Origin of the sequence: Streptomyces sp. NPDC051322 (assembly GCF_040689485.1) — a bacterium.
GTDB lineage: Bacteria > Actinomycetota > Actinomycetes > Streptomycetales > Streptomycetaceae > Streptomyces.
This window is the reverse complement of record NZ_JBFBAK010000004.1, coordinates 109,934-132,149: the sequence shown is the minus strand read 5'-3', so window position 1 is coordinate 132,149 and position 22,216 is coordinate 109,934. Positions and strand designations below refer to the sequence as shown.

Annotated in this window: 22 protein-coding genes and 2 pseudogenes; 12 read left to right on the top strand and 12 right to left on the bottom strand. The window is 69.0% G+C overall.

Annotated elements, in window-relative coordinates:
* Positions 1 to 115 precede the first annotated feature (115 nt).
* Both AB0436_RS11755 and AB0436_RS11750 read left to right on the top strand, forming a co-directional pair.
* Positions 116 to 616 (top strand): hypothetical protein, encoded by a 501-nt coding sequence (locus AB0436_RS11755; RefSeq protein ID WP_366467626.1) that lies wholly within the window; start codon positions 116 to 118, stop codon positions 614 to 616.
* Between the two features lie 293 nt (positions 617 to 909).
* Positions 910 to 2,241 (top strand): peptidoglycan recognition family protein, encoded by a 1,332-nt coding sequence (locus AB0436_RS11750; RefSeq protein WP_366467625.1) that lies wholly within the window; start codon positions 910 to 912, stop codon positions 2,239 to 2,241.
* Between the two features lie 57 nt (positions 2,242 to 2,298).
* Here the strand turns inward: AB0436_RS11750 and AB0436_RS11745 are convergent, their stop codons facing one another.
* Positions 2,299 to 3,438 (bottom strand): aminoglycoside phosphotransferase family protein, encoded by a 1,140-nt coding sequence (locus AB0436_RS11745; RefSeq protein ID WP_366467624.1) that lies wholly within the window; start codon positions 3,436 to 3,438, stop codon positions 2,299 to 2,301.
* Between the two features lie 232 nt (positions 3,439 to 3,670).
* On the opposite strand from AB0436_RS11745, the gene AB0436_RS11740 reads away from it, so the two are divergent.
* Positions 3,671 to 5,170 (top strand): hypothetical protein, encoded by a 1,500-nt coding sequence (locus AB0436_RS11740; protein WP_366467623.1) that lies wholly within the window; start codon positions 3,671 to 3,673, stop codon positions 5,168 to 5,170.
* On the opposite strand, the gene AB0436_RS11735 is transcribed toward AB0436_RS11740, so the two are convergent.
* The gene (locus AB0436_RS11735; protein WP_366467621.1) at positions 5,167 to 6,645 is read right to left on the bottom strand and encodes a SpoIIE family protein phosphatase; all 1,479 of its coding nucleotides are present in this window, start codon (positions 6,643 to 6,645) and stop codon (positions 5,167 to 5,169) included. The genes AB0436_RS11740 and AB0436_RS11735 overlap by 4 nt on opposite strands.
* Before the next feature lie 501 nt (positions 6,646 to 7,146).
* Here AB0436_RS11735 and AB0436_RS11730 point away from each other — a divergent pair.
* A pseudogene (locus tag AB0436_RS11730) lies at positions 7,147 to 7,539 on the top strand (hypothetical protein); the annotation flags it as partial.
* A 164-nt stretch (positions 7,540 to 7,703) separates the two neighbouring features.
* On the opposite strand, the gene AB0436_RS11725 reads toward AB0436_RS11730, so the two are convergent.
* The 4 genes from AB0436_RS11725 to AB0436_RS11710 all read right to left on the bottom strand — a co-directional run bounded on the left by AB0436_RS11725 (position 7,704) and on the right by AB0436_RS11710 (position 11,157).
* Positions 7,704 to 8,936 (bottom strand): chitinase, encoded by a 1,233-nt coding sequence (locus AB0436_RS11725; protein ID WP_366467620.1) that lies wholly within the window; start codon positions 8,934 to 8,936, stop codon positions 7,704 to 7,706.
* A gap of 172 nt (positions 8,937 to 9,108) precedes the next feature.
* A complete protein-coding gene (locus AB0436_RS11720; protein WP_366467619.1) occupies positions 9,109 to 9,615 on the bottom strand; it encodes a hypothetical protein in 507 nt (168 codons plus the stop codon).
* A gap of 109 nt (positions 9,616 to 9,724) precedes the next feature.
* Positions 9,725 to 10,051, bottom strand: a complete 327-nt coding sequence (locus AB0436_RS11715) for a hypothetical protein (RefSeq protein ID WP_366467618.1) — start codon at positions 10,049 to 10,051, stop codon at positions 9,725 to 9,727.
* 68 nt (positions 10,052 to 10,119) lie between these two features.
* The gene (locus AB0436_RS11710; RefSeq protein ID WP_366467617.1) at positions 10,120 to 11,157 is read right to left on the bottom strand and encodes a glutathione S-transferase C-terminal domain-containing protein; all 1,038 of its coding nucleotides are present in this window, start codon (positions 11,155 to 11,157) and stop codon (positions 10,120 to 10,122) included.
* Between the two features lie 230 nt (positions 11,158 to 11,387).
* On the opposite strand from AB0436_RS11710, the gene AB0436_RS11705 reads away from it, so the two are divergent.
* The 4 genes and pseudogenes from AB0436_RS11705 to AB0436_RS11690 all read left to right on the top strand — a co-directional run bounded on the left by AB0436_RS11705 (position 11,388) and on the right by AB0436_RS11690 (position 15,157).
* Positions 11,388 to 12,449: an aminoglycoside phosphotransferase family protein gene (locus AB0436_RS11705; protein ID WP_366467615.1), complete on the top strand. Its 1,062-nt coding sequence runs from the start codon at positions 11,388 to 11,390 to the stop codon at positions 12,447 to 12,449.
* 17 nt (positions 12,450 to 12,466) lie between these two features.
* A pseudogene (locus AB0436_RS11700) lies at positions 12,467 to 13,596 on the top strand (LLM class flavin-dependent oxidoreductase).
* A complete protein-coding gene (locus AB0436_RS11695; RefSeq protein ID WP_366467614.1) occupies positions 13,593 to 14,219 on the top strand; it encodes an FMN reductase in 627 nt (208 codons plus the stop codon). Before AB0436_RS11700 ends, AB0436_RS11695 begins: the two are co-directional and overlap by 4 nt.
* A 59-nt stretch (positions 14,220 to 14,278) precedes the next feature.
* Positions 14,279 to 15,157, top strand: a complete 879-nt coding sequence (locus AB0436_RS11690; protein WP_366467613.1) for an LLM class F420-dependent oxidoreductase — start codon at positions 14,279 to 14,281, stop codon at positions 15,155 to 15,157.
* 9 nt (positions 15,158 to 15,166) lie between these two features.
* On the opposite strand, the gene AB0436_RS11685 is transcribed toward AB0436_RS11690, so the two are convergent.
* Complete coding sequence (locus AB0436_RS11685) at positions 15,167 to 15,889, bottom strand: FCD domain-containing protein (protein WP_366467612.1); 723 nt, start codon at positions 15,887 to 15,889, stop codon at positions 15,167 to 15,169.
* 176 nt (positions 15,890 to 16,065) lie between these two features.
* Between AB0436_RS11685 and AB0436_RS11680 the strand changes: the two genes are divergently transcribed.
* From AB0436_RS11680 to AB0436_RS11670, 3 genes are all read left to right on the top strand, one after another.
* Positions 16,066 to 16,536 (top strand): DUF5954 family protein, encoded by a 471-nt coding sequence (locus tag AB0436_RS11680; protein ID WP_366467611.1) that lies wholly within the window; start codon positions 16,066 to 16,068, stop codon positions 16,534 to 16,536.
* A gap of 34 nt (positions 16,537 to 16,570) precedes the next feature.
* Complete coding sequence (locus AB0436_RS11675; RefSeq protein WP_366467609.1) at positions 16,571 to 17,275, top strand: ribonuclease H; 705 nt, start codon at positions 16,571 to 16,573, stop codon at positions 17,273 to 17,275.
* A gap of 298 nt (positions 17,276 to 17,573) precedes the next feature.
* The gene (locus tag AB0436_RS11670) at positions 17,574 to 18,050 is read left to right on the top strand and encodes a subtilase-type protease inhibitor (RefSeq protein ID WP_366467608.1); all 477 of its coding nucleotides are present in this window, start codon (positions 17,574 to 17,576) and stop codon (positions 18,048 to 18,050) included.
* Positions 18,051 to 18,065: 15 nt separating this feature from the next.
* On the opposite strand, the gene AB0436_RS11665 is transcribed toward AB0436_RS11670, so the two are convergent.
* The 3 genes from AB0436_RS11665 to AB0436_RS11655 all read right to left on the bottom strand — a co-directional run bounded on the left by AB0436_RS11665 (position 18,066) and on the right by AB0436_RS11655 (position 20,173).
* Complete coding sequence (locus AB0436_RS11665; protein ID WP_366467944.1) at positions 18,066 to 18,869, bottom strand: hypothetical protein; 804 nt, start codon at positions 18,867 to 18,869, stop codon at positions 18,066 to 18,068.
* Between the two features lie 125 nt (positions 18,870 to 18,994).
* A complete protein-coding gene (locus AB0436_RS11660; RefSeq protein WP_366467607.1) occupies positions 18,995 to 19,240 on the bottom strand; it encodes a DUF6213 family protein in 246 nt (81 codons plus the stop codon).
* Between the two features lie 147 nt (positions 19,241 to 19,387).
* Entirely contained in the window at positions 19,388 to 20,173 is a 786-nt protein-coding gene (locus AB0436_RS11655; protein WP_366467605.1) for an SAM-dependent methyltransferase, read from the bottom strand.
* Positions 20,174 to 20,341: 168 nt separating this feature from the next.
* Here AB0436_RS11655 and AB0436_RS11650 point away from each other — a divergent pair, with 168 nt between their 5' ends.
* A complete protein-coding gene (locus AB0436_RS11650) occupies positions 20,342 to 21,124 on the top strand; it encodes an alpha/beta hydrolase (RefSeq protein ID WP_366467604.1) in 783 nt (260 codons plus the stop codon).
* A 30-nt stretch (positions 21,125 to 21,154) separates the two neighbouring features.
* Here the strand turns inward: AB0436_RS11650 and AB0436_RS11645 are convergent, their stop codons facing one another.
* Entirely contained in the window at positions 21,155 to 21,571 is a 417-nt protein-coding gene (locus tag AB0436_RS11645; RefSeq protein WP_366467603.1) for a MarR family transcriptional regulator, read from the bottom strand.
* Positions 21,572 to 21,629: 58 nt separating this feature from the next.
* The gene (locus AB0436_RS11640; protein WP_366467602.1) at positions 21,630 to 22,205 is read right to left on the bottom strand and encodes a TetR/AcrR family transcriptional regulator; all 576 of its coding nucleotides are present in this window, start codon (positions 22,203 to 22,205) and stop codon (positions 21,630 to 21,632) included.
* Between the last annotated feature and the right edge of the window lie 11 nt (positions 22,206 to 22,216).

The following is a 22,216-nucleotide window of genomic DNA, read 5'->3' as shown; positions in this document are numbered from 1 at the left end:
ACCCGGTCGCCGACGGGCGCGGCGACCGGTACGGCGCCGGCCGGGGGCGGGCCGGTGCCGCCGACCGGGGACGGCCCGGGCTTCGGCAGCACGCCAGGACACGTACCATGGCTGCATGTCCTTCCTCCGCCGCCGCAGCGCCGCCACTCCCGCGGGTCCGGACTTCGACGTCCTGGCCATGGACCCGGGTGACTGGCCCGGCAATCTCGGCGCCGGACTGCTGCCGGCTCCGGACGGCAGCTGCCAGGGTGTGTTTCTGCGGTACGACCTCTTCGGCGGTCGCGGCCCGGCGATGATCATCGGAAATCTGCCGGAAGGCTCACCGGCCCGGGACCTCGCCGACGGGGAGGTCCCCTTCGAGGTCACGCAACTGCTCGCAGCGCTGGAGAACGACGAGCACGTCGACGTGCTGGACGCCGAGGACACGCCCGTGATGCAGGGAGATAATCTCCTCATCGTCCGGCGCCTCAAGCTCTCCGAGACGCGGATCTCCTGTGTCCAGTTCGACCGCAGCGACAACGTCCTCGTCACCATCGCGAGCTGGGACAGGCCGATCACGGACGATCTCTACACGCTGCTGAAGCCGCTGCCGGCCGAAATGTTCCAGCAGGGCTGAGCCCCTTCAACCTGAGTCCCCACGCACCCGCACAACGCCCCCCGGCCTCTCATGCCGCGGGGCGTATCGGCGTGTCCGCGCGCAGGCGGACGTAAAAGTCGGGTAACGCGGCTTCGCCAGCATGTGGTGGCCGCCGCCTTCGCACAGGTCAACCGGCATGCCAGTGGTCTGGACAACTGTTTCAACAGGCGGCTCACACGGTGCCCTTGACGTGCTGTCACCTCAGGTCGGAGAGTGCGCGCATACCGCGTGTGAGATCACCCGGCGCAACTCCCCGGCAAGAAGGGCCGCCCATGACGTCCAAGCAGAGGATCAGACTCGCACTCGCGCTGACCGCAACGAGCGCCTTCAGTCTCGCGCTGCTCAGCCCGGCGGCGCAGGCGAGTCCGCAGGGCACCCGACCGGAGTGCCCGCGCACCCTGGACTGTGCCTGGGCCCCCGCCGCCTACCAGCAGACCGGCGATCCCGCCGACAAGGAGACGTACGGCAATTACGACACGGCCGATCGCCCGCACACTGCAAAGATCAAGTACATCGTCCTGCACGACACCGAGGAGACCTTCGACAAGACCCTGAAGATCTTCCAGGACCCGCACAACCAGACGTCGGCGCACTATGTGGTCCGTTCCAGCGACGGTCACGTGGCCCAGATGGTGAAGGACAAGGACGTCGCCTGGCAGGCCGGCAACTGGTACATCAACCAACAGTCGATCGGCATCGAACAGGAGGGTGTGGCGACCGAAGGTGCGAGGTGGTACACGCCCGCGCTGTACCGCTCCACGGCCGAACTCGTGCGCTACCTCGCGGCCAAGTACGACGTCCCGCTCGACCGCCAGCACATCATCGGGCATGACAATGTGCCGCCCACCAGCGCCTCGGGAACCGCGGCCATGCACTGGGACCCCGGCACCTACTGGGACTGGAACTACTTCATGAAGCTGCTGGGCAGGCCGACGGTCCCCACCGCTCGGCCCAGCAGCCAACTGGTCACCGTCAACCCGGTGTTCAAGGAGAACATCCAGGCCTTCAGGGACTGCGAGAAGAACGTCGACCTGCCGCCTCAGCCGTCGAGCGCCGTGCCGCTGTACACGAAGCCCTCGACCGACGCACCCCTCTTCTCCGACCCCGGTCTGCACACCGACGGGTCACCGGGCACCAACTGCGCCGCCGACTGGGGCAGCAAGATCAGCGCCTCCCAGCAGGCGGTCGTCGCCGAGCGCAGGCCCGGCTGGACGGCGATCTGGTGGTACGGCCAGGAAGCCTGGATGCAGAGCCCCTCACACACCAGGACCACCACCCCCACGTCGGGTTACGTGGTCAAGCCGAAGGCCGGCAGCACCGGTGTACCGGTTTACGGGGTCGCCTACCCGGAGAAGAGCGACTACCCATCGGACTTCACCGCACCCCATGTCGGCACGGCCCTGAAGTACACCATCAAGCCCGGCCAGGCCTACCCCGGGGGCGGCGAGGCCCCCACGGGTTACTACTACGCACCGACCATCGACTCCTCCTATCCGTACGACCACACGTACTTCCCCGGCAGCACGGAATATGTGACGGTCCAGATCGGTCACCGGGTCGCGTTCGTCAAGGCGGCCGACGTCGATATCGTCCGTACCCGCTGAGGTCCCGAGGCCCCGGGGGCGACCCCGGGGCCTCGGATGAACGCTGTGCCCGCCGGCTCAGCGGGTGCCGACGGCGGCGCGCACGGCACGGCGGGCCAGCGCGCAGTCGTCGTGCAGCCGCCGGAGCAACAGCCGCTGCTCCTCGCCGTGGGACAGCACGCCGGGCTGGGCCTGCTGGCCGCCACCGGTCGGTGCGGCCTCGCGGATGGTGCGCTGCACCGCTGTCTCGTACGTACGGATCTCGCGGGTCAACACCAGCATCAGGTTCACCAGGAACGCGTCCCGGGCCGCCGGGCCGGCCGACTGAGCCAGCTGGCTGATCTGCCGGCGCGCCACCGGCGCCTCGCCCAGCACCGACCACAGCGTCGCCAGGTCGTAGCCCGGCAGATACCAGCCGGCGTGCTCCCAGTCGACGAGTACGGGACCGGCCGGGGACAGCAGGAGGTTGGAGAGCAGCGCGTCACCGTGGCAGAACTGCCCCATGCCCTGCCGCCCGCCGGAGTGCGCGAGACCGTGCAGGAGCTTCTGCAGATCACCCAGATCGCGGTCGGTGAAGAGACCGAGCTCGTGGTAGCGCGCAATCCGGGAGGCGTAGTCCAGCGGCTGGTCGAACATCCCGGCGGGCGGCCGCCACCCGTTGACCTTGGTGATGGCGCCCAGGGCCGACCGGAGATCCGCACGGGGCGGAGCCTGCACCGGGTGCCGCTGGAGGGCCGCCGCTCGTCCGGGCATTCGCTCGATCACCAGGACACAGTCCTCGGGATCCGCGGCGATGAGCCGCGGCACCCGAACCGGTGGGCGATGCCGGACGAACGCGCGGTAGGCAGCTATTTCCTGCCGGAAGCGCTCCGACCATGCGGGCGAGTGATCGATTAAGCACTTGGCGACCGCCGTCGTCCGTCCGGTGGTGCCGACGAGCAGCACCGAACGGCTGCTGCGGCGCATCACCTGCACCGGATTGAACTCGGGACAGATGCGGTGCACCGACGCGATGACCATGCGCAGTTGCGCGCCCTGGGGGCCGGACAAGTCGAGTCTCCCGCTGAGCGGTTGGTTGCCCTGACCCGCAGCCCGCCGGGCCCGGCCCGCGCCGAGAGCGGCCACGGCGTGGGAGGGGTCGAGGTACGGTCCGCCACTTATCGGGAGAGCGCGGTGCGACCGAGGTGGGGCGGACACGGAGGACGATGCTGTGTACATGGGGGATACAGATCCCTTCGTGTGCCGACGAGTTGCCTGCGCCGTCCCGGCGGCGGCCGGGACATACCCTGGGGAGTACGCCCCGGCCATCGGGTCGGGGTGGCGCGTTCCTACCTGACACCGGCCCGCGGGTGGCACACCATCTGGCGCACCCTGGCGAACCCTGGCGAATAGTCGCGGGGCATCTGACAGAGGGTTACTGTCAAATCAGCCGAGAACCTGGGGGCTTGACGTGACCGGAGTACCCAACACCCGCCTAGCAGACCTGTTCGGCCTGGCCGGCTGGTCCAAGGGTGAGCTTGCGAGACTCGTGAACCGGCAGGCGGCCGTGATGGGCCACCAGCAGCTGGCGACCGATACGTCGCGGGTACGGCGCTGGATCGACATGGGCGAGAGCCCGCGCGATCCCGTACCGAAGGTGCTGGCGGCTCTGTTCACCGAGCGGCTCGGTCGTGTCGTGACCATCGAGGACCTCGGGTTCGTACGCCCTGGGCGCGCGGGGAAACGGCAGGACGTCGGGAACGCGGAACACACGGCGAATCCGGACGGCCTCCCCTGGGCGCCAGAACGAACGGCAGCGGTCCTCACCGAATTCACGGGAATGGACCTCATGCTCAACCGACGCGGCTTGGTGGGCGCAGGCGCTGCGCTTGCCGCAGGCTCCGCACTCAGCAGCGCCATCCACGACTGGCTACAGACCGATCCGGCCCTCGCCTCGGACGCCCCCCGCATCTCCGACCCGCTGCAGGCCGACCCCACGGCGTTCGACCGGTACGAGGCCGCTCCCATCGGTTCGCAGGAGATCGAGGCGCTGGAGCACTCCGTCGAGGTCTTCCGCGCGTGGGACGCCTCTCGCGGTGGTGGACTCCAGCGCAAGGCCGTTGTGGGGCAGCTCAACGAGGTGGGCGGCATGCTCTCCTACCGCCACCCCGAGGTACTCCAGCGGAGACTGTGGGGCGTCGCGGCCAACCTGGCGGTCCTCGCAGGCTGGATGTCGCACGATGTCGGTCTCGAGCCGACGGCCCAGAAGTACTTCGTCATCGCCGCTCACGCGGCTCGCGAGGGCGGCGACCGGCCCCGGGCCGGCGAGGCCCTCTCGCGCGCCGCACGTCAGATGGTGCATCTCGGCCGCCCGGACGACGCACTCGATCTGATGAAGTTGGCAAAGACCGGCTCCGGAGAAGAGACCCTGCCGCGCACCCGCGCCATGCTGCACACCATCGAGGCCTGGGCGCAGGCGTCGATGGGCCGTGGCCAGGCCATGCGCCGCACGCTCGGCGAGGCCGAGGAACTCTTCGTGTCGGACCGGGGCGACGTGCCGCCGCCGAGCTGGATGCAGATGTTCGACGAGGCGGATCTGCACGGTATGCAGGCGCTCGCCTTCCGTACGCTCGCGGACCATGAGCCCTCGGCCGCCGTGGCGGCCCAGCAACACGCCAAGCAGGCGCTGCAGCTGCGGATCAACGGCCGCCAGCGATCGAAGATCTTCGACTACATCTCGCTGGCGTCCGCCTGCTTCATCGCCGACGACCCCGAGCAGGCAGACCGTTATGCCCGTCTCGCGCTGGTGTCGATGGGGGAGACATCCTCGCATCGCACCTGGGACCGGCTCCGTGAGATGTACCGGCTCACGAACCAGTACGCCGGTCACGCGACGATCCAGGACCTGCGGGAGCAAATCGGCCTGGCCCTGCCCCAGCAGACGAAGCGGCCACGCAACGCGGGTGCCTAGCGGGCCGGGACTCCATCCGGGGAGCCGCCGCGCGGGACCCGGGCGACCAGAACGCAGGCATCGTCCCGCCGTTCCGTCTCGCCGCACTCGTCGGTGATCACCCGCAGGCACTCCTCGGCGGTTCCGGCGGCGGCGAGCCGAGGTGCGAGTGCGAGCAGCCGGTCCGGGCCGGATTCGTCCATGGCGTCGCGCCGCGCCAATCCGGCGGTGTGCAGGACCAGCAGGTCACCGGGGAGGAGTTGCACTTCCGCCTGCCCGTAGGCGGCGCCGGGCGCCGCACCGAGCAGCGCCCCACTCGGCGGCGCAAGGGCACGCCCCGTACCCCCGCGGAACAGCAGGGGGGCGGGGTGTCCGGCCTGGGCCCAGACCAGCTTCCGGGCGCCCCGGTCGTACGTGCAGCACACGGCGCTGCCCAAGGCCGGCTGTGCGGAGACTTCCAGAAGATGGTTCAGGTGCCCCAGCAAAGGGCCCGGAGCGATGCCTGCCACGGCCATCCCGCGCAGCGCACCGAGCAGCATCGCCATTCCGGAGGCGGCGCTCAGACCGTGACCCGTGAGGTCGCCCACCGTGAGCAGCGAGCCGCCGCCCGGCAGTTCCATCGTGTCGTACCAGTCGCCGCCGATGAGCGTAGGGGCTGCGGCGGACAGGTGGTGCGCTGCGAGGTCCAGCGCCGCAGGGTCGCCGTGGGCGAGTCGTACCGGGCCGCACCAGTGCGGCAGTACGGACCGCTGCAGCTCGACCGCTATCCGGCGCTCCGTGCTGGCGATCTGTTGCCTGCGCTGCAAGGTGTCCTGTGACTCGCGCACCGCATGCTGGCTGCGTCGTAGGTCGCTGACGTCGCGCAGGACGGCCCACATGGAAGCCGTGCAGCCGTCGCTGTCCAGTACCGGCTCACCCATCATGTGCAGGGTTCGCAGCTTGCCGTCGCCCCGGATGATGCGGAACTCGCCGTCGATCGGTTTCCCGTCCACGAGGCAGTCGGTGACCATTGCGGTGAGACGCGTCTGATCGTCGGGCAGCAGCAAGGAGGGCAACTCGTCGAGGGAAAGGGGCCCCTTCTCCGGAGGCCGCCCGAAGATCTGGTAGACCTCCTCCGACCAGCTCATCTCATCGGTGATCAGGTTCCATTCGGCGCTGCCGACCCGGCTGATCAGCGATCCCGGCCGGGCGCCGGTCAAGTGTTCGGAGAAGGCCGCGTGCCAGGAGTGTTCGTCGCGGGGTCCATCCGTGCCGTCGGCAGGGAGACCGTCCTTGAGCTGGCCGAGATGTGTGCCCAGGTCGTCGAGTTGATGAACCGCGAGATCGCACAGCGCCCGGTGCCAGCGGCCCTGGACGTCGTCGTCGAGGGACGCCGAGTCCCGGCGGACCGCGTCGAGGTCGCCGCGGAGTCTGCGGGTCCGGGTGATGAGCGCGTCGACTGTTTCCCGCTCCGGCGGCTGCGGGGCGGGGCGGTCCGCGAACACATGGGACGGCATGACGTACTCCGATACGGGCGCGGCGCGGCCGAAGGCTGCGGGATGGGCCGGTTACGACTGTTGCACAGTGAGCTAAGGCCCGTAAGGGAATTGGCAACACTCGATACGATGATGCCTCTGGCATATGTCAATGGCGCTCGGTCCCCGGAGTCGGCGACCCTCTGCGTACCGGGTGCCGCAGCTCACACCGGAAAGATGAACCGAGGTGGAACGCCCCGGCATGGTTCATCGTTCTACTACATGTAGGCGCGGCCGGGACCCGTGGTCCCCGCCCCCGTGGGAGGCGGTTGCCCTCCGCGTCTGCACCCGGTACCGCCCCGGCTGGCCTCCCCCGACCAGCCGGGGCTTTGTCACCTCGGGCCGATGTGACCCCACCAGCCTCCGTTTGCCGGCTGTGCGCATATGCCAACTGATCTGGCCAGAATTCTATGGTGACAATGTCGGCCCGTGAACGACAGGCTAATGACCTGCCTAGCCGCAAACTGCCCGGGGGGAGTGGCTGTGCACGACGAATTCCTGTGCCACGTCACCGCGTACGGAGTCTGCGGTGGCCGACGTGTCGGTGTGCCTCTGGGAACCTATCGCGCGCCGACCCTCCCGTTGGCCCTGTGGTGGCTCAGGGACCGGGCCACTTGGATCTCCGAGCGGCTGGACCCCCGCCCCGACAGTGCCGCTTTCCCGCCACAGGCGCTGATCGAGCTGCCGGTGGACGCTCCGGACGTGCCGGGCGCCTTCCGCGCCTGGCGCGACGACCCGGGTCGCCAGGAAAGGGCGGCGGAGGCGCTGGCGGACGGCCTGTTGATGCGATTCGCGGCCCGGGACGACACCACGGAATACGAACTTCTTGCGGAGTCGGTCGATGCGTTGCGCATGCAGCGGGCCGTTCCAGCGCTCTCGCCCTCCACGGCGGAATTCTGCGTGCTGCCGTCGGGAGCGGCGCTGCTCGCCCATCTGCAGGGCTCCACCGTGGTGTTCAGCTCTGCGGCGGGGTGACGGCCGAGTGTGACCGTCATCCCGCCGCAGCGTCGGCGGCCGGTATCAGCCGCGGACCGGGGAAGTCAGCACGGCCCCTCGTCCTGCCAGACGCCCCAGGTGCCGGTGGTGCCGGGCTCCTCGTTCTGGGTCCACCACTTGGCCTGCCAGGTGTGACCGTTGTGCGAGACCGTATTGCCCTGGGTGTAGACGGCTGCTGCGCTCCACGCTGCCGCAGTGCATGATCCACCCGGCGTGGGAGAGGGTGATGTCGGGGGAGTGGTCGGCGGGTCGGTGGGCGGTGTCGCACCGGCGAAGGTCACCGAGTACTTGGCGAACTCCCAGGCCGACTGGGGCACGCTGCTGCAGGTACCGGACGTTTTGCCGTTGTCCGGGGGGCTGCATTCCCGATCCCGGTTGAGCGACCAGAAGGTGAAGCGGTCCATGTGATGGCTGGTGGCGAAGTCGAGGACGGTCTGGAAGTCGGCCTGCCGGAAGTACTCGCCGCTGTCGCTGCGGCCGTTCATTCCGGAGAAGCCCTCATGGGCGTATGCGGTCGCCTCGTTCCAGCCGAAGGTCGACTGGAGGATCGCGTTGAAATTCGTCAGAGCGCTGGTCTGGGCGGCTGCTCCGCTGAAGCCCCCGTCGAAGGGCATGATCGAGAAGTTGTTGGGGGTGAAGCCTTGCGCCTTGGCCTCGTTCAGCATCTGCTTGCCGAACCAGCCGGTTCCGTCGGCGGTGCCCGCGGTGGTCACCGACACGTACAGACCCGGGTTGTTCTGCTGAAGAATCTTGGCCGCGCCGATCTCGTGGGCTACGGCGGCCGTGTTCTCGTACTCCGGTTCTTCCAGGTCGAAGTCGATGGCTTTCAGCTGGTATTTGGTGATGACCTGCTGATAGGCGGCCGCTGTGGACGCCGCGTCGGAGCACGCCTGCCCGAGCTTGGTCCCGCCGTATCCGCCGATCGACACCGAGACGTCGCCGCCCTTGGCGCGGATCGCGCTGATGACGGACCCCACGGCGGTGTCCGACGAAACGGCCGACGTGCCGCCCCAGGTGGGGCTGCAGCCACCGCCATTGGGGGCCAGGATGAAGGCGAGCTGGAAGGCTTTGAGTCCGGTGGCGTCCATGATGGCGACCGCGTCCGGCGGATCGTTGTCCAGCGGCATCAGGTAGGGAGCGGCCGCGTACCAGCGGTTGCTGAGAGCGGTGGGGTGCTCGGTCGCACCGGCTGCCTGGCCGGTGGTGAGCGTGGCCAGGCCGGCGGCGGCCAGCGCGGCGGTGGCCACGCCGCAGAACAGTGCACGTATGCGTTTCATGGGGCGGTCTCCTGAGTGGGGCGGGGCCGCCAGAATCGAGCGCTGTCGAGTGCGCGTCAACAACTTGGACTAGACCATTGCTATTTCTTGGGGATCGAAGCTTGCGGATCCCGCCCGAAACGGACAGTCCGGCAGGCGGACGCGGCAGCTCGCGCCGGACGAATTCCGGGAGTTACTCGCCAGGCAGCCGTTCACCGCACCGGCTGCAGAACCGCGCGCCGGATTCCTGGGCAAGACGGCCGCACTCGGGACACACCAGGTTCAGCAGACAGGCCGCTTCGCCGCCCTCCCGTTCGACGGCAGCCGGCGCGACGGCCGCCGGTGCAACGGCCAGGTCCGTGCGGCGCCGGTGCGCGGTGAGGTAGACCAACCCCTCGGAGCCCGCCGCCAGGGCGCGCCGGGAACCGTGCGGGAGCCAGGCGATCCCGCCCGGGACGAGATCCTGCTCGGCCACGTCGGTCAGCAGCCGTCCGCGGCCCGCGATCACGCACAACAGGACGTCGACATCGGGCTCGACGCGCCCTGCCGCCTCGGCGCCCGGCTCCAGCCGAACCACGTCGGCGTCCAGTTGGCGACCCGGCTCCGCGAGCCGCCACAGCGCTCCGCGCTGTCCGGCGGACGCCTCCCGGACGAGGCCCGCGGCGTAGGCGATGACACGGGGCACGGAGGTCGAGGACACGGCTGCTCCCGCTGTGGTCGGTCGGCTGACGCGAAAATGCTACGCCGACAGCCGCCCGAGCGGATGAGGCCCGAAATCGCCGAACTCCTTGAACCCGGTCCGCACCGGCTCAGCGGCTGACGCCGAGATGTTCGTTCGCGCGGGCGGGATCGTCCAGCCGTTGGGTGGTGTCCTGATGCAGCAGCCCGATGAGCCGGTCCGCCTCGGCCCGCGTCAGATGGAGCAGCAGTGCGTCGTCGGGCTGCGCGGGGCCGGGCGGGGCGATCACCAGTCGGGCGGTGCTTGCCCCGGCCGAGTCGGTGGTGAAGGAAGGGGGGAAGGCCAGGCGCCAGTTGATGAGCGCGTCCCTGAGCCGGCCGTGCGGAGAGCTCAGGTCGCGTGCGACCCAGCCCGTCGTGACCTGAGCGAGATGATCCAGCTTCTGGGTGTGTGTCACCGCTCCATCGTGGGTCTCTGCCAGGGTGTCCGCCCGCTGGATGGGGCCGGAGAGTGACGGGTCTGTCGTCACCGCGGTGCGGGACACCCGACCGGGGCGATCCGCTCGGCGGCGGCCACCGGTCCGGGCGGGGTGCCGTCGCCGAAGGGACGGCCTCCCAGGTCCTCGCGGTGGTGCGGAGCCGACCAGCCGGCGAGGTCCGGGCCGAGCGGCACGATCCGGGTCGGGTTGATCCCCGCGTGCACCTGGTAGTAGTGCCGTTTGATGTGGTCGAAGTCGACCGTGTCGCCGAAACCGGGTGTCTGGTAGAGGTCCCGGGCATAGGCCCACAGCACCGGGTCCTCGGTGAGCTTCGACCGGTTGCACTTGAAGTGACCGTGATAGACGGCGTCGAAGCGTACCAGCGTGGTGAACAGCCGGATGTCGGCCTCGGTGATGCTCTCACCCACCAGGTAGCGGCGGTCCGTCAGCCGCTCCGACACCAGGTCGAGTCGTCGGAAGACATCGCGGTAGGCGTCTTCGTACTCGCTCTGTTCGGTGGCGAAACCGGCCCGGTAGACGCCGTTGTTGACGTCCCGGTAGACGCCTTCCATCACCTCGTCGATCTCGTCGCGCAGCGGCTCCGGGTAGAGGTCTGGGGCGCCCGGCCGGTGGAAGGCGGTCCACTCGGTGGCGAGGTCGAGAGTGATCTGCTGGAAGTCGTTGGTGACCAGTTTGCCGCTGGGCACGTCCACGATCGCGGGCACGCTGACCCCGCCCGGGTAGCCGGTCTCCCGTGCGTCGTACGCCTCGCCGAGGAACCGGATGCCGAGTACGGGGTCGCGGCCCCCCGGGTCCAGCGTGAAGCGCCAGCTGCGGTCGTCCTGGATCGGGTCGGCGACGGCCAGCGAGAGGGCTTCCTCGAGTCCCAGAAGCCGCCGCGAGACCAGGGCGCGGCTGGCCCACGGGCAGGCCCGGCTGACCACTAGCCGGTAGCGGTGCGCCTCGGTCGGCCAGCCGTCCCGCCCGTCCGCGGTGATGCGGTCCGCGAAATGGCTCCGGGAACGCTTGAACGGCTTCTTTCCGTATCCGGTGTTGCCGTCGCTGCCCTCGGTGGCCTTGTCCATCACCGTGCTCCGTTCGTTCGCCGCTGCTCCGTGCGGTGTTCGCACGCGACCCACGCCTCCCAGGCTGACACCGTTCGGCCGCGTAACCCAGCCGAACGCACGAAGACGACCCATGGGCTCCCGTGGCTGAGGACAGCGGCTCGCCCGCGATCTGGCGTGCAGCCGTCGAGAGGAAGTAGAACCTGAGAGCAGAGACAGACAGTTCCGCGATGGACCGGAGGGGGACCTGAATGAGCCCAGGGAACGGCGTGGATCCGGTGGGGGCAGCGCTCGAAGCCGCGGGCGTGGGAGAGGGGCGCACAGTTCGCCGTCTGCCGCTGACCGGGGGGACCTACAACACGGTGGTCCGCGTCACCCTCGACGATGGGCGTGACTGGGTGGTGAAGATACCCCCCGCCCCGGCCGTGGGACTGAGCTACGAGCAGAACCTGCTGAAGGGCGAGGTCACCTTCTACGCCTCGGCGGCCGCACTGCGGGAGCCCGTCCTGCCCGAGATCGTGCACAGCGAACTGGACCCGGCAGCGACGCCGGGTCCCCATCTGATCATGACCACCCGCGAGGGAGCGCCCTGGCACGAGGCCGAAGGCAGCCTGTCGGCGGGGGAGGCCCGCCGCCTCAGGGAGGATCTCGGTCGGCTCATCGGCCGGCTCCACGCCGTCACGGGGCCCGGCTACGGCTACCCGGCCGGTCAGCTGGGTCCGCTGGCCCGGACCTGGCGGCAGGCTTTCACCACCATGACGGACGCGCTGCTCGCCGATGCCGAGCGCTATGCGGCCCGGCTGCCATGTCCGGTGGCCGAGATCCGCGAAATCTTCTCCGCCGCGCGGGACGTGCTGGACGACGTGACCCGGCCCGCCCTGGTGCACTTCGATCTCTGGCAGGGAAACCTGCTGATCGCGGGGGCACCGGGGGCGCGGACCCTCAGCGGTGTCATCGACGGCGAGCGCATGTTCTGGGGAGACCCGGTCGCGGACTTCGTCTCGACGGCGCTCTTCGGGAACATCGAGGAGGACGAGGACTTCCTGGCGGGCTACGCGGCGACCGGCGGGCCCGTCCGCTTCGACGCCTCGCTGCGCCGGCGGCTGGCCTTCTACCGCAGCTACCTCTACCTGATCATGCTGGTCGAAGTGGTACCGCGTCAGTACGGTCCCGATCACCGGGAATGGACCTGGAGCCATGCCGGTCCTCAGCTCGTCAGGGCCCTGGAGGAGCTGGAGCCGGCCGGACCGGACAGCGTCCGGAATAGAGAGGAGGGGGGTGCCGTTGTAGAAAACAATTCAAGATTCAACTAATAGGAGAGGTGAGAGGGATGCAGTTCGGGATCTTCACCGTCGGGGACGTCACGACCGACCCGACCACGGGGAAGGCACCGTCCGAGCACGAGCGGATCAAGGCCATGGTGGCGATCGCCCTCAAGGCGGAAGAGGTCGGCCTTGACGTGTTCGCGACCGGCGAGCACCACAATCCGCCGTTCGTGCCGTCCTCCCCGACCACCCTGCTCGGCCACATCGCGGCGCGTACCGAGAACCTCATCCTCTCCACCTCCACCACGCTCATCACCACCAATGACCCGGTGAAGATCGCGGAGGATTACGCGATGCTGCAGCATCTGGCCGACGGGCGGGTGGACCTGATGATGGGACGCGGCAACACCGGCCCGGTCTACCCGTGGTTCGGGCAGGACATCCGCCAGGGCATCCCGCTCGCGGTGGAGAACTACGCCCTGCTGCATGAGCTCTGGCGCAAGGACGTGGTGAACTGGGAAGGCAAGTTCCGTACGCCGCTCCAGAGTTTCACCGCGACGCCGCGTCCGCTCGACGGCGTGCCACCGTTCGTCTGGCACGGGTCGATCCGTAGCCCGGAGATCGCCGAGCAGGCCGCCTTTTACGGCGACGGCTTCTTCGCGAACAACATCTTCTGGCCGAAGGACCACTTCAAGCGGCTCATCACCTTCTACCGTGAGCGCTTCGAGTTCTACGGACACGGAACGCCGCAGCAGGCAACCGTCGGGCTCGGGGGCCAGGTGTTCATGCGGAAGAACTCGCAGGACGCGGTGCGGGAGTTCAGGCCGTACTTCGACAACGCGCCGGTGTACGGCCACGGGCCCTCGCTGGAGGAGTTCACCGAGGAGACACCCTTGACCGTCGGCAGTCCCCAGGAGGTCATCGAGAAGACACTGGCCTTCCGGGAGAGTTTCGGCGACTACCAGCGGCAGCTGTTCCTGATGGACCACGCAGGCCTTCCGCTGAAGACCGTCCTGGAGCAGCTCGACATGCTCGTTCGGAGGTCGTTCCGGTGCTGCGCGAGGAGTTCGCCAAGGGCCGCCCCTCCGAGGTACCGGACGGCCCCACCCACGCAGCGCTCGTGGCGGAGCGGGACCGGGCGCGGAGCGCCGAGAAGCAGGACGGTACCAAGCGTGAGGAGGAGGTGGCGGCATGACGACGCGCAAGCTGGTGGTCGTCACGGCCGGGCTCAGCCGGCCGTCGTCGACCAGGTTGCTGGCCGACCGGCTGGCGGCGGCCACCATGGAGCAGCTCCAGGGGGCCGAGGTCGATGTACACGTCATCGAGGTGCGCGATCTGGCAGCCGCGATCGCCAACCACCTGGTGACCGGCTTCCCCGGCCCCGCCCTGCGCGAGGCGCTCGACGCGGTGACGGGAGCGGACGGACTGATCGCGGTCACGCCGGTTTTCACCGCCTCGTACAGCGGCCTGTTCAAGTCGTTCTTCGACCTGATCGACAACACCGCACTCGTCGGAAAGCCGGTCCTGGTGGCGGCGACCGGCGGGACCGCCCGGCACTCGCTCGTACTGGAACACGCGCTGCGTCCGTTGTTCGCCTATCTGCGGGCCGTGGTCGTTCCGACGGCCGTCTACGCGGCCTCGGAGGACTGGGGCTCGGACGGGGACCCGCACACCGAGCATCTGCCGGGCCGCATCGCCCGCGCGGGGCAGGAGCTCGCCGCCCTGATGGCGGGCCGGCCCGCGGCGGTCACTGCCAAGGACGGGTACGAGGACATGGTGCCGTTCGCCCAGCAACTCGCCGACCTGCGCGTCGACTGACCGCACCCGAAGGGGTGAACCCCGGAATAAGCAGGGGCAGGACGCTGGTTCGCTGCTGCATGACATCCGAAAAGCAGGCCCGTTTTGGTCGCGTCGGCATCTGGAGCCCCGCCCTGCACACCGCCGACCCCGACCGCCGCAGCGACGTTGCGGAAGCCGTGGCCGAGCTGGACGAGCTCGGCTACGGCACGATCTGGATCGGTGGCAGCCCCTCCGTCGACCAGGTGGTGCCGATCCTCGAAGCATCCCGGCGCATCACCGTCGCCACCGGGATCCTGAGCATCTGGCAGCATCCGGCCGGCGAGGTGGCGCGGCAGGTAGCGGAGCTCGAGAAGGACACGCCGGGCCGGTTCGTGCTCGGTCTGGGCGTCAGCCATGACGCGTTGACTCCGCAGTACGCCCGTCCGTACTCGGCCATGGTCGGCTACCTCGACGCACTGGACACCGCGCCCGATCCGCTTCCGGCAGAGCGCCGGGTACTCGCCGCGCTCGGCCCGAAGATGCTGAAGCTGGCCGCAGGCCGTTCCCTCGGCGCGCACCCCTACCTGGTGACCGCAGAGCACACCGCGCAGGCCCGTTCGGCGCTGGGTCCGGAAGCCCTGCTCGCTCCCGAGCTCAAGGTCGTCCTCGACGACGACCTCGACCGGGCTCGCACCGTCGCCAGGGACACCCTCGCCACCTACCTGCAACTCCCGAACTACACGAACAACCTGCTCCGGCTCGGATTCACCGACGACGACTTCCTCGGTGGCGGGAGCATCCGGCTGCTGGACGCGCTCTTCGCTCTGGGCAACGCGGAAACGGTGCACGCCCGGGTGGACGCCTACCGGGAGGCGGGTGCGGACCACGTGGCGCTCCAGGTCCTCACGGGCGACCGGCACCACGACCTGCCGCGTGCGCAATGGCGCACGCTGGCATCGGCCTTCTCCCTGGGGTGATGGCGAGGGTCAGCCGCCCGCGGAAGTCGCCGCCCGGGCCCTGTCGACGCGGTGGCGGATCGGCGCATAGTGCTCAGTGATGGCGCGGGCGAACGCGTCGGCGTCGCGGGCACGGGCGGCATCGATGATCCTTCGGTGGTTGGTCACCGTCTCGGCCTCGTCCTCGCTGGTGATCACACCCAGGTGCGGCACGACGACGGTGTATACGTCCCAGAACGCCAGCGACAGCTGCCCGATGAGCTCATTGCCCAGGGGAGCGACCAGCAGCGCGTGGAAGGCGCGGTCAGCTTCGACGAATCCCGTTCCGTCACCGCTCCCCGACTGCTCCATGTCATCGACCAGTCGATTCAGATCAGTGAAGTGTTCGTCGGCCAGTGTGGCGAGGATGCGGTCGGACATGCCGCGCTCGAACAGTTCACGCACATCGACCAGATCCGACATCACTTTGAAGTCGTCTTCCCGGCTCAGCAACCCACGGAAGGTGAGGCCTTCCACCAGCGCGGACATGCTGAGCCGACCGACGTAGGTGCCGTGCCCGTGCCGGACTTCCACGATGTCCAGCGCGTCAAGAGTTTTGACCGCCTCGCGCACACTCGACCGACTCGCTCCGAGAGTCGCGCTCAGCTCGCTCTCCGTCGGCAGCGCGTCGCCCGGGCCGAGCTTGTTGTCGAGAATGTAGCGCTTGATGCCGTCGCTGACCTCCTGCCGCAGCAGAGAACGCCCCCGACGCACTTCCCGAGTCTGCCCGCTGTGCACCTCTTGTTCCCTCTCCTCCACCTCGGCCCGATTGCTCTCGCAGTTTACCAGCCGTCAGACATCAGATGTCCGATAAGCGGCGCCTTCCCGTTGGCGCCTGACACCCTCCGCGAGCCTTCCGGCGAAGCGCCCGGGGGCACGATGATGACCTCATGAGCGATCACGACGAGACGGCAGGCAGTGAGAGTGCCTTCGAAGAGGAAGCGCGGCACGTGCTCGCGGTAGGGGCTCGCGAGGAGAAGCTGCGCCGCAGATACCCCATCGAGTCGAGATCCTTCGAACGTACCCGTATGGGCCCGTATACCGCGTACGCGGCGATGGTTCTCGAAGGAACCGGCTGGCGGCAGATGTTCCCGGCGCAGCCGAGCGAGGACGAGGCGCGCCTCGACCTGGCGGCGGTACTGCGCCGGAGCACCGCACATCCGCACGTGGGCCCCGGTCGCTACGCCCAGGCTGCTGACGCGGTCGAGAACGGGGCCGACCAGGTCGTCCTGGGCGAGAACGTCTACCGCGTCGTCCGTGTCGAGCAGAGCGTCATCATGACCGAGTACGGCCCCGAACCGCCGCAGGCCACCGACCGTCCCTTCCCGGAGGAGTTCGACGACCGGGAGTCCGAGCACTGAGAGGCGCCCGCGCCCGGAGACGCGTGGAGCTGGCATGATGCCCAGCATGGTTGAACGCGTAATCGCCGCTTGTGACGGCGCGTCCAAAGGAAATCCGGGACCGGCGGGCTGGGCTTGGGTCGTTGCCGACGGGGCTGGGGCGCCGGTGCGCTGGGAAGCGGGGCCGCTGGGCACTGCGACCAACAATGTCGCTGAACTCACCGCTCTGGAGCGGTTGTTGGCGGCTGTCCCGGTGGACGTCCCGATGGAGATCCGGATGGACTCGCAGTACGCGATGAAGGCCGTCACGACCTGGTTGCCCGGCTGGAAGCGCAAGGGCTGGAAGACGAGCGCGGGCAAGCCCGTCGCGAACCAGGAGCTCGTCGTCAGGATCGACGCGCTGCTCACCGGTCGTGCCGTGGAGTTCCGCTATGTGCCGGCGCACCAGGTGAACGGTGACCCGCTCAATGACTTCGCGGACCGCGCGGCGAGCGCGGCGGCGGTCGCCCAGCAGGTCGCGGGCAGTGCGCACGGCTCACCGCAGCCGCCACCCTCGTCCGGAACCGCTTCCGCCGGCGGCACGGCACGGCGTGGCTCCGGCGGATCGTCGAAGCGGGCGGCCTCGGTGCGGACGCTCAACGCCAAGTTCCCCGGTCGCTGCCGCTGTGGGCGCGCTTACGCGGCGGGCGAGAAGATCGCCAAGAACGCGGACGGCTGGGGGCACCCGGCGTGCCGCACGGCAGATGCCGCCACGGGGTAGCTGGTTCTGGCCGAAAGGCCCCAGTTGAAGAAGTAAGCAAGCGCGCGTTTTAGCAGGTCGGCGGGCGGTTTACCGGAAAACCACTTACCATTTGTCCACATGTTGGACGGCTCGTATCTCATGACGTGGCCTCTCTGAGCTGCCCGAACGACCATTCGGGCGGGTTGCGTGAACATTGCCGTCCGAAAACCGATCGGCCAGGTGCAATGACTCTCCGCGCAGGCGAGACTCCTGTCCGCGATCGATCCCAGCGAGCGGGATCCCGACGAACAGGAGAGTCATGCCTCACCGTCCGAAGATGACCGGCTCGAAGATGACCGGCTCGAAGATGACCGGCTTGAAGATGACCGGCTTGAAGGTGCTCGGCGCAGCGGCTGTTGCCGCAGCAGTGTGCGCGACAAGCGCCACAGGTACCGCACACGCGCAGTCGACCAGCCTCTACGCCCCCTCCGCGCTGGTTCTGACCATCGGGTACGGGGGCGCCGGTCAAGCCGTCGGCGGTGCCGTGCGGGCCGTCACCCTGAGCTGCGCACCTCGGCCCCAGGGCACCCACCCGGCCGCCCGGGCCGCCTGTGACGAACTCGGAGCCGTCCAGGGTGACATCGGGCTGCTGGCTACTGCCGGTGACGGCGGGGACTGTACTCAGGTGTGGGAGCCCGTCACGGTGACCGCTGACGGCGTCTGGCAGGGGCGGCGGATCGCCTGGCAGGCCACGTACGGCAACAGCTGTCGGTTGAACGCAGCGCTTTCCGACAGCGTGGTCTTCAACTTCTGATCCGGCGAGCCGGGGTCACGCGCCGGGGGAGTACGAGTAAACGGTGGTCGACACGGCGCACACCCCCGGCTGGACGACCTCCGCGCGCAGTGTGCCGGAGCCGGCGTCGTAATCGACCCCCTCCGCCTCGAAAGTTCCCGAGCAGATGCTGCGCGTGGGCAGCTGGAGCAGGGTGGTCACCGTGCCGGTGACCGCCGTGCCGTCCAGCGGGTGCGGAAGATCGACCTGCAGCAGATCCTTGCCGGCGTCGTCGGAGACGCACACCAGCCGGGTGCCGGAGACGAAGTCACAGGCCTGGATGTCGCTGACCGTCCGGTCCAGCGTGATCCGGCCGGCTTGCGACAGTGCGCCACCGGTACGAGGTGTGGCCGGATTGAGCAGCGGAGTCGGGAAGACCTGCAGACGGTCCTGGTCGCCCCACTCGCCCGACACCAGCCACTGGGTGTCGGGGGAGACGGTCGCGAAGGAATTGTTGAGCTTCTCGCCCGGGTCGAGCGGGTGCACGTACTCGTAACGCCGGCCGTCCGAGGTGGTGACGGCGTACATCTTCGAGGTGGCGCCGTCGCCCCCCTGGTAGGCGTCGAAGGTATCGCCCTGCGCGATGTCCGGGTCGCCGACGTGGTTCCAGCCCTTCACCCGCAGTGCGACCGGGATCGAGGCGAGGCCGCGGAAGAGCAGGGAGCCGTCCGCCCGGCTCGCCAGACCCTCGCCGCCGGTCAGCGAGCCGGTGTAGGAAGTGGCGGATTCGGTCCAACTGCCCGCGGACGCGGACGCAGTAGGCACGACCGCGGCGGAGAGCGCGAAGGCGCCGGCCAGCACAACGGCAACGCGGAGCGGCTTGAAGGTCACTGATCCCCCGTCACATGGATGTCGGAGGACAGAGCGTAGACCGGACGTGGGCGGGCCTCCACCCCGCGCAGGTCAATTCTTCGGCCTGCCGGGGTTCATGACCCCTCCTCGTCCTTCTTGGTGGTGTGGGCGATGCATTCGACGTCGATCTGGTCGGCGAGCTTGGCCAGTTCGATCGTCAGTGCGGCCACCGTCTCCTCATCGGCGTTCGACGACTCCTCCCGCACCGCCCGGAGCCAGCCGGCGCCGAGGGTCCGGAGCATGTTGCTCACATCGGCCGCCGCCACATGCAGCACGCCGTGTTCGTCGGGGACCAGGGCAAGCATCACGTCACGGTTCAAAGCTCTCCGCCTCCAGGTGTCTTCGCGAGGTGACTCTAATGACACCGTGCCCTCCGACCGGGGACATGGGGCGAGACAGGCGGCAGATCTTTTCCGGCGGCGCGATGCCGCGAGGGCAGTGTCGCCGCACGGTTGGCCGGCCGCTCCCTAACGCACGCGGGCCACGCCGGCGTAGATGCCGCTTCCCTCGGCCTCCGGAACGGCGGTGTCCCGGTACCACTCGGGCGCCGTCACCAGCCCCGGATCGACGAGATCCAGTCCGTCGAAGAACCGCCCGACCCCGGCGCGGGTGCGGAACCCCAGCTCGATGCCGCCCTTGGCGTACTCGGCCGTGACCATCTCGGCGAGCTCGGGATAGAGATCGGATGCGGCATGGGAAAGCACCAGGTAGCTCCCGGACGGCAGCGCGTCCACCAGACTGCGGACAATGCCGTACGGGTCCTGGTCGTCGGGGATGAAGTGCATGAGCGCGATGAGCGAGAGGGCGATGGGACGCTCGAAATCCAGGAACTTGCGTGCATGGCCGAGGATGGTGTCTGGCTCCCGGACATCGGCCTGGACGTAGTCGGTGGCGCCCTCGGCGCGGCTGACCAGCAGGGCCTCCGCGTGGCGGAGGACGATGGGGTCATTGTCCGTGTAGACGATCCGGGCGGCCGGCACGGTGCCCTGCACGATCTGGTGCAGATTCGGCTGGGTGGGGATGCCGGTGCCGATGTCCAGGAACTGGTCCATGCCCGTACCGGCCAGCCACGCCGCGGCGCGACGCATGAACTGCCGGTTCTGCCGTGCGGCGTCCCTCGCCTCGGGCGGCAGCCTCTCGCCCACCTGCTGGTCGACGGGGTAGTTGTCCTTGCCGCCCAGAAGCCAGTCATAGACCCGCGCCGGATGGGGTCTGCTGGTGTCTATCCGGGGCTGGGGCGAACCTGCCGTCATGACGAACTCCGTTGCGTTCGGGGTGGACCGGGCCGAAGCGGGCAGGGGCCGCTGGTCGGCCCACGACGCCCTGCTCGCGCAGTCTGCCACAGCAACTCAGCCGGGAACGGGCGATGTTGCGCGATATAAGCTTGCTTATATAAACATCCTTGTCTAGGGTCGGGTCTCATGACGACTTCGGCACAGACCCACACCGCGACTCTCGGCGCGGACCTCGCGATCACCCTCGACGAAGCCGGAACCGGGCGGCCCGTCCTGATCCTGCACGGCGGTGGGGGACCGGCCACGGTCGCCCCTTTGGCGGCGCACCTCTCCCGGAACCAGCACACCCTGGTCCCCACTCATCCGGGATGGAACGGCACCCCGAGGCCCGAAGGGGCCCGCAGCATCGGTGACATCGCACGCGCTTATCTGCGTTATCTCCAGCTCCGCGGGCTGAACGACGTCCTCGTGGTCGGTTCGTCCATCGGTGGCTGGATCGGCGCCGAGATGGCGCTCCGCGACGCTGACGGAATCACGACCGGACTGGTCCTGATCGATGCCGTCGGAGTGCACGTCGGCGGCGAATCGATCCGGGACGTCTTCGCCCTCGATGCCCGCGAAGTGGCCCGGTACTCCTTCCACGACCCCGAGCGTTTCCGAGTTGCCCCGGCGGCGATGGCGGCCGGGCATGAAGAGCGGCAGCGCGCCAATATGGCGACGATGAACGCGGTGGCGGGCGATCCCTACATGCACGACCCCATGCTGTTGCAGCGTCTGCCGGGAGTCACCCTGCCGGTCCTGGTGCTGTGGGGTGCGAGCGACCGGATCGTCACCCCGGCCTACGGACGGGCGTACGCGGACGCCCTGGGCAACGCCCGCTTCGAGCTGATTGCGGAAGCCGGACACTTGCCGCACCTGGAGCAGCCGGACAGGGTGTTCGGGCTGATCGACGCCTACGCGAAGGGCTGACGGCGGCGCATCCCGGGCTGCCCTTCCCGCTCACCCCTGCTCGTCGCCGATCCGCAGGAGCAGGTCCAGCAGCATGGTGCGCTCTGCATCCGACAGCGGGGCGAACGACGCTGCGAGGACCTCGTCGGCGACCGCGTGTCCCGCCGCGAGCAGCTCCACCCCGCGCTCCGTGAGGTAGTGCTCGATGCGCCGGCCCCGGCCCGGCCGGCGTTCGATCAGCCCCTGCGCGAAGAGGCGGTTGGCCAGTGTCCCGAAAGCCTGGTCGCTCTGGAACGTGGCCGACGCCAGGGTGTGCGCCGAAGCTCCCGGCGAGCGGTCGATGGCACGGAGTGCGTCCCATTGGGCGAGCGTGGTCCCGACGGTCGAGAGCCGGATGTCGAGCGCCCGATGGTGCCGGTACTGGGCCTGCTTCACGGCTCGTCCCAGAGTCTGCAGGTCAGTGCTCATGGCCCGACCGTAACAGCCTTTCTAAGCTTACGTATATCGCTCGCTTCCCGGCCGGACTTCAGCGCTGAGCAGGGAGGGAGCTCACGGCGAGCAGGCCCAGAATTCCGTCGACGGCCCGGTCGAAGGGCTCGGTACGGCCGGCCGCCCTGGCCAGTACGTACCCACCCTGAAGGACCGCGATCACGGTGGACGCGGTGGCTGCCGGGTCGAGTGCCGCATCGAGTTCGCCGCGGTCGCGGCCCTCGGCCAGTACTTCGGCGATGCGGTCGGTCAGCCCGGCGAAGGTATCGCCGACCGGGCGGCGCAGCTCCGGGTCGGCCATGACGTCCGGGTCCTGAGTGAGACGGCCGATCGGACAGCCCTTGAGCACCTCACGCTCCCGGCGCAGATAGGCGGTGATCCGCTCGACGGCGGTGCCGGGGGACGCGAACTGGGCCGCTGCCTTGCTGCGCATCTCGTCGGCGGTGCGGTTGATCGCAGCGAGCGCGAGGCCGGGTTTGCCTTCGAAGTGGTGGTACATGCTGCCCTGGCCGACCCCGGCACGCCGCTGGATGGCCTTGGGGCTGGTGCCGACGTACCCGCGTTCCCACAACAGGTCCCGAGTACTTTCGATGAGGCGTTCCGGCGTACTCATGACAGCACTGT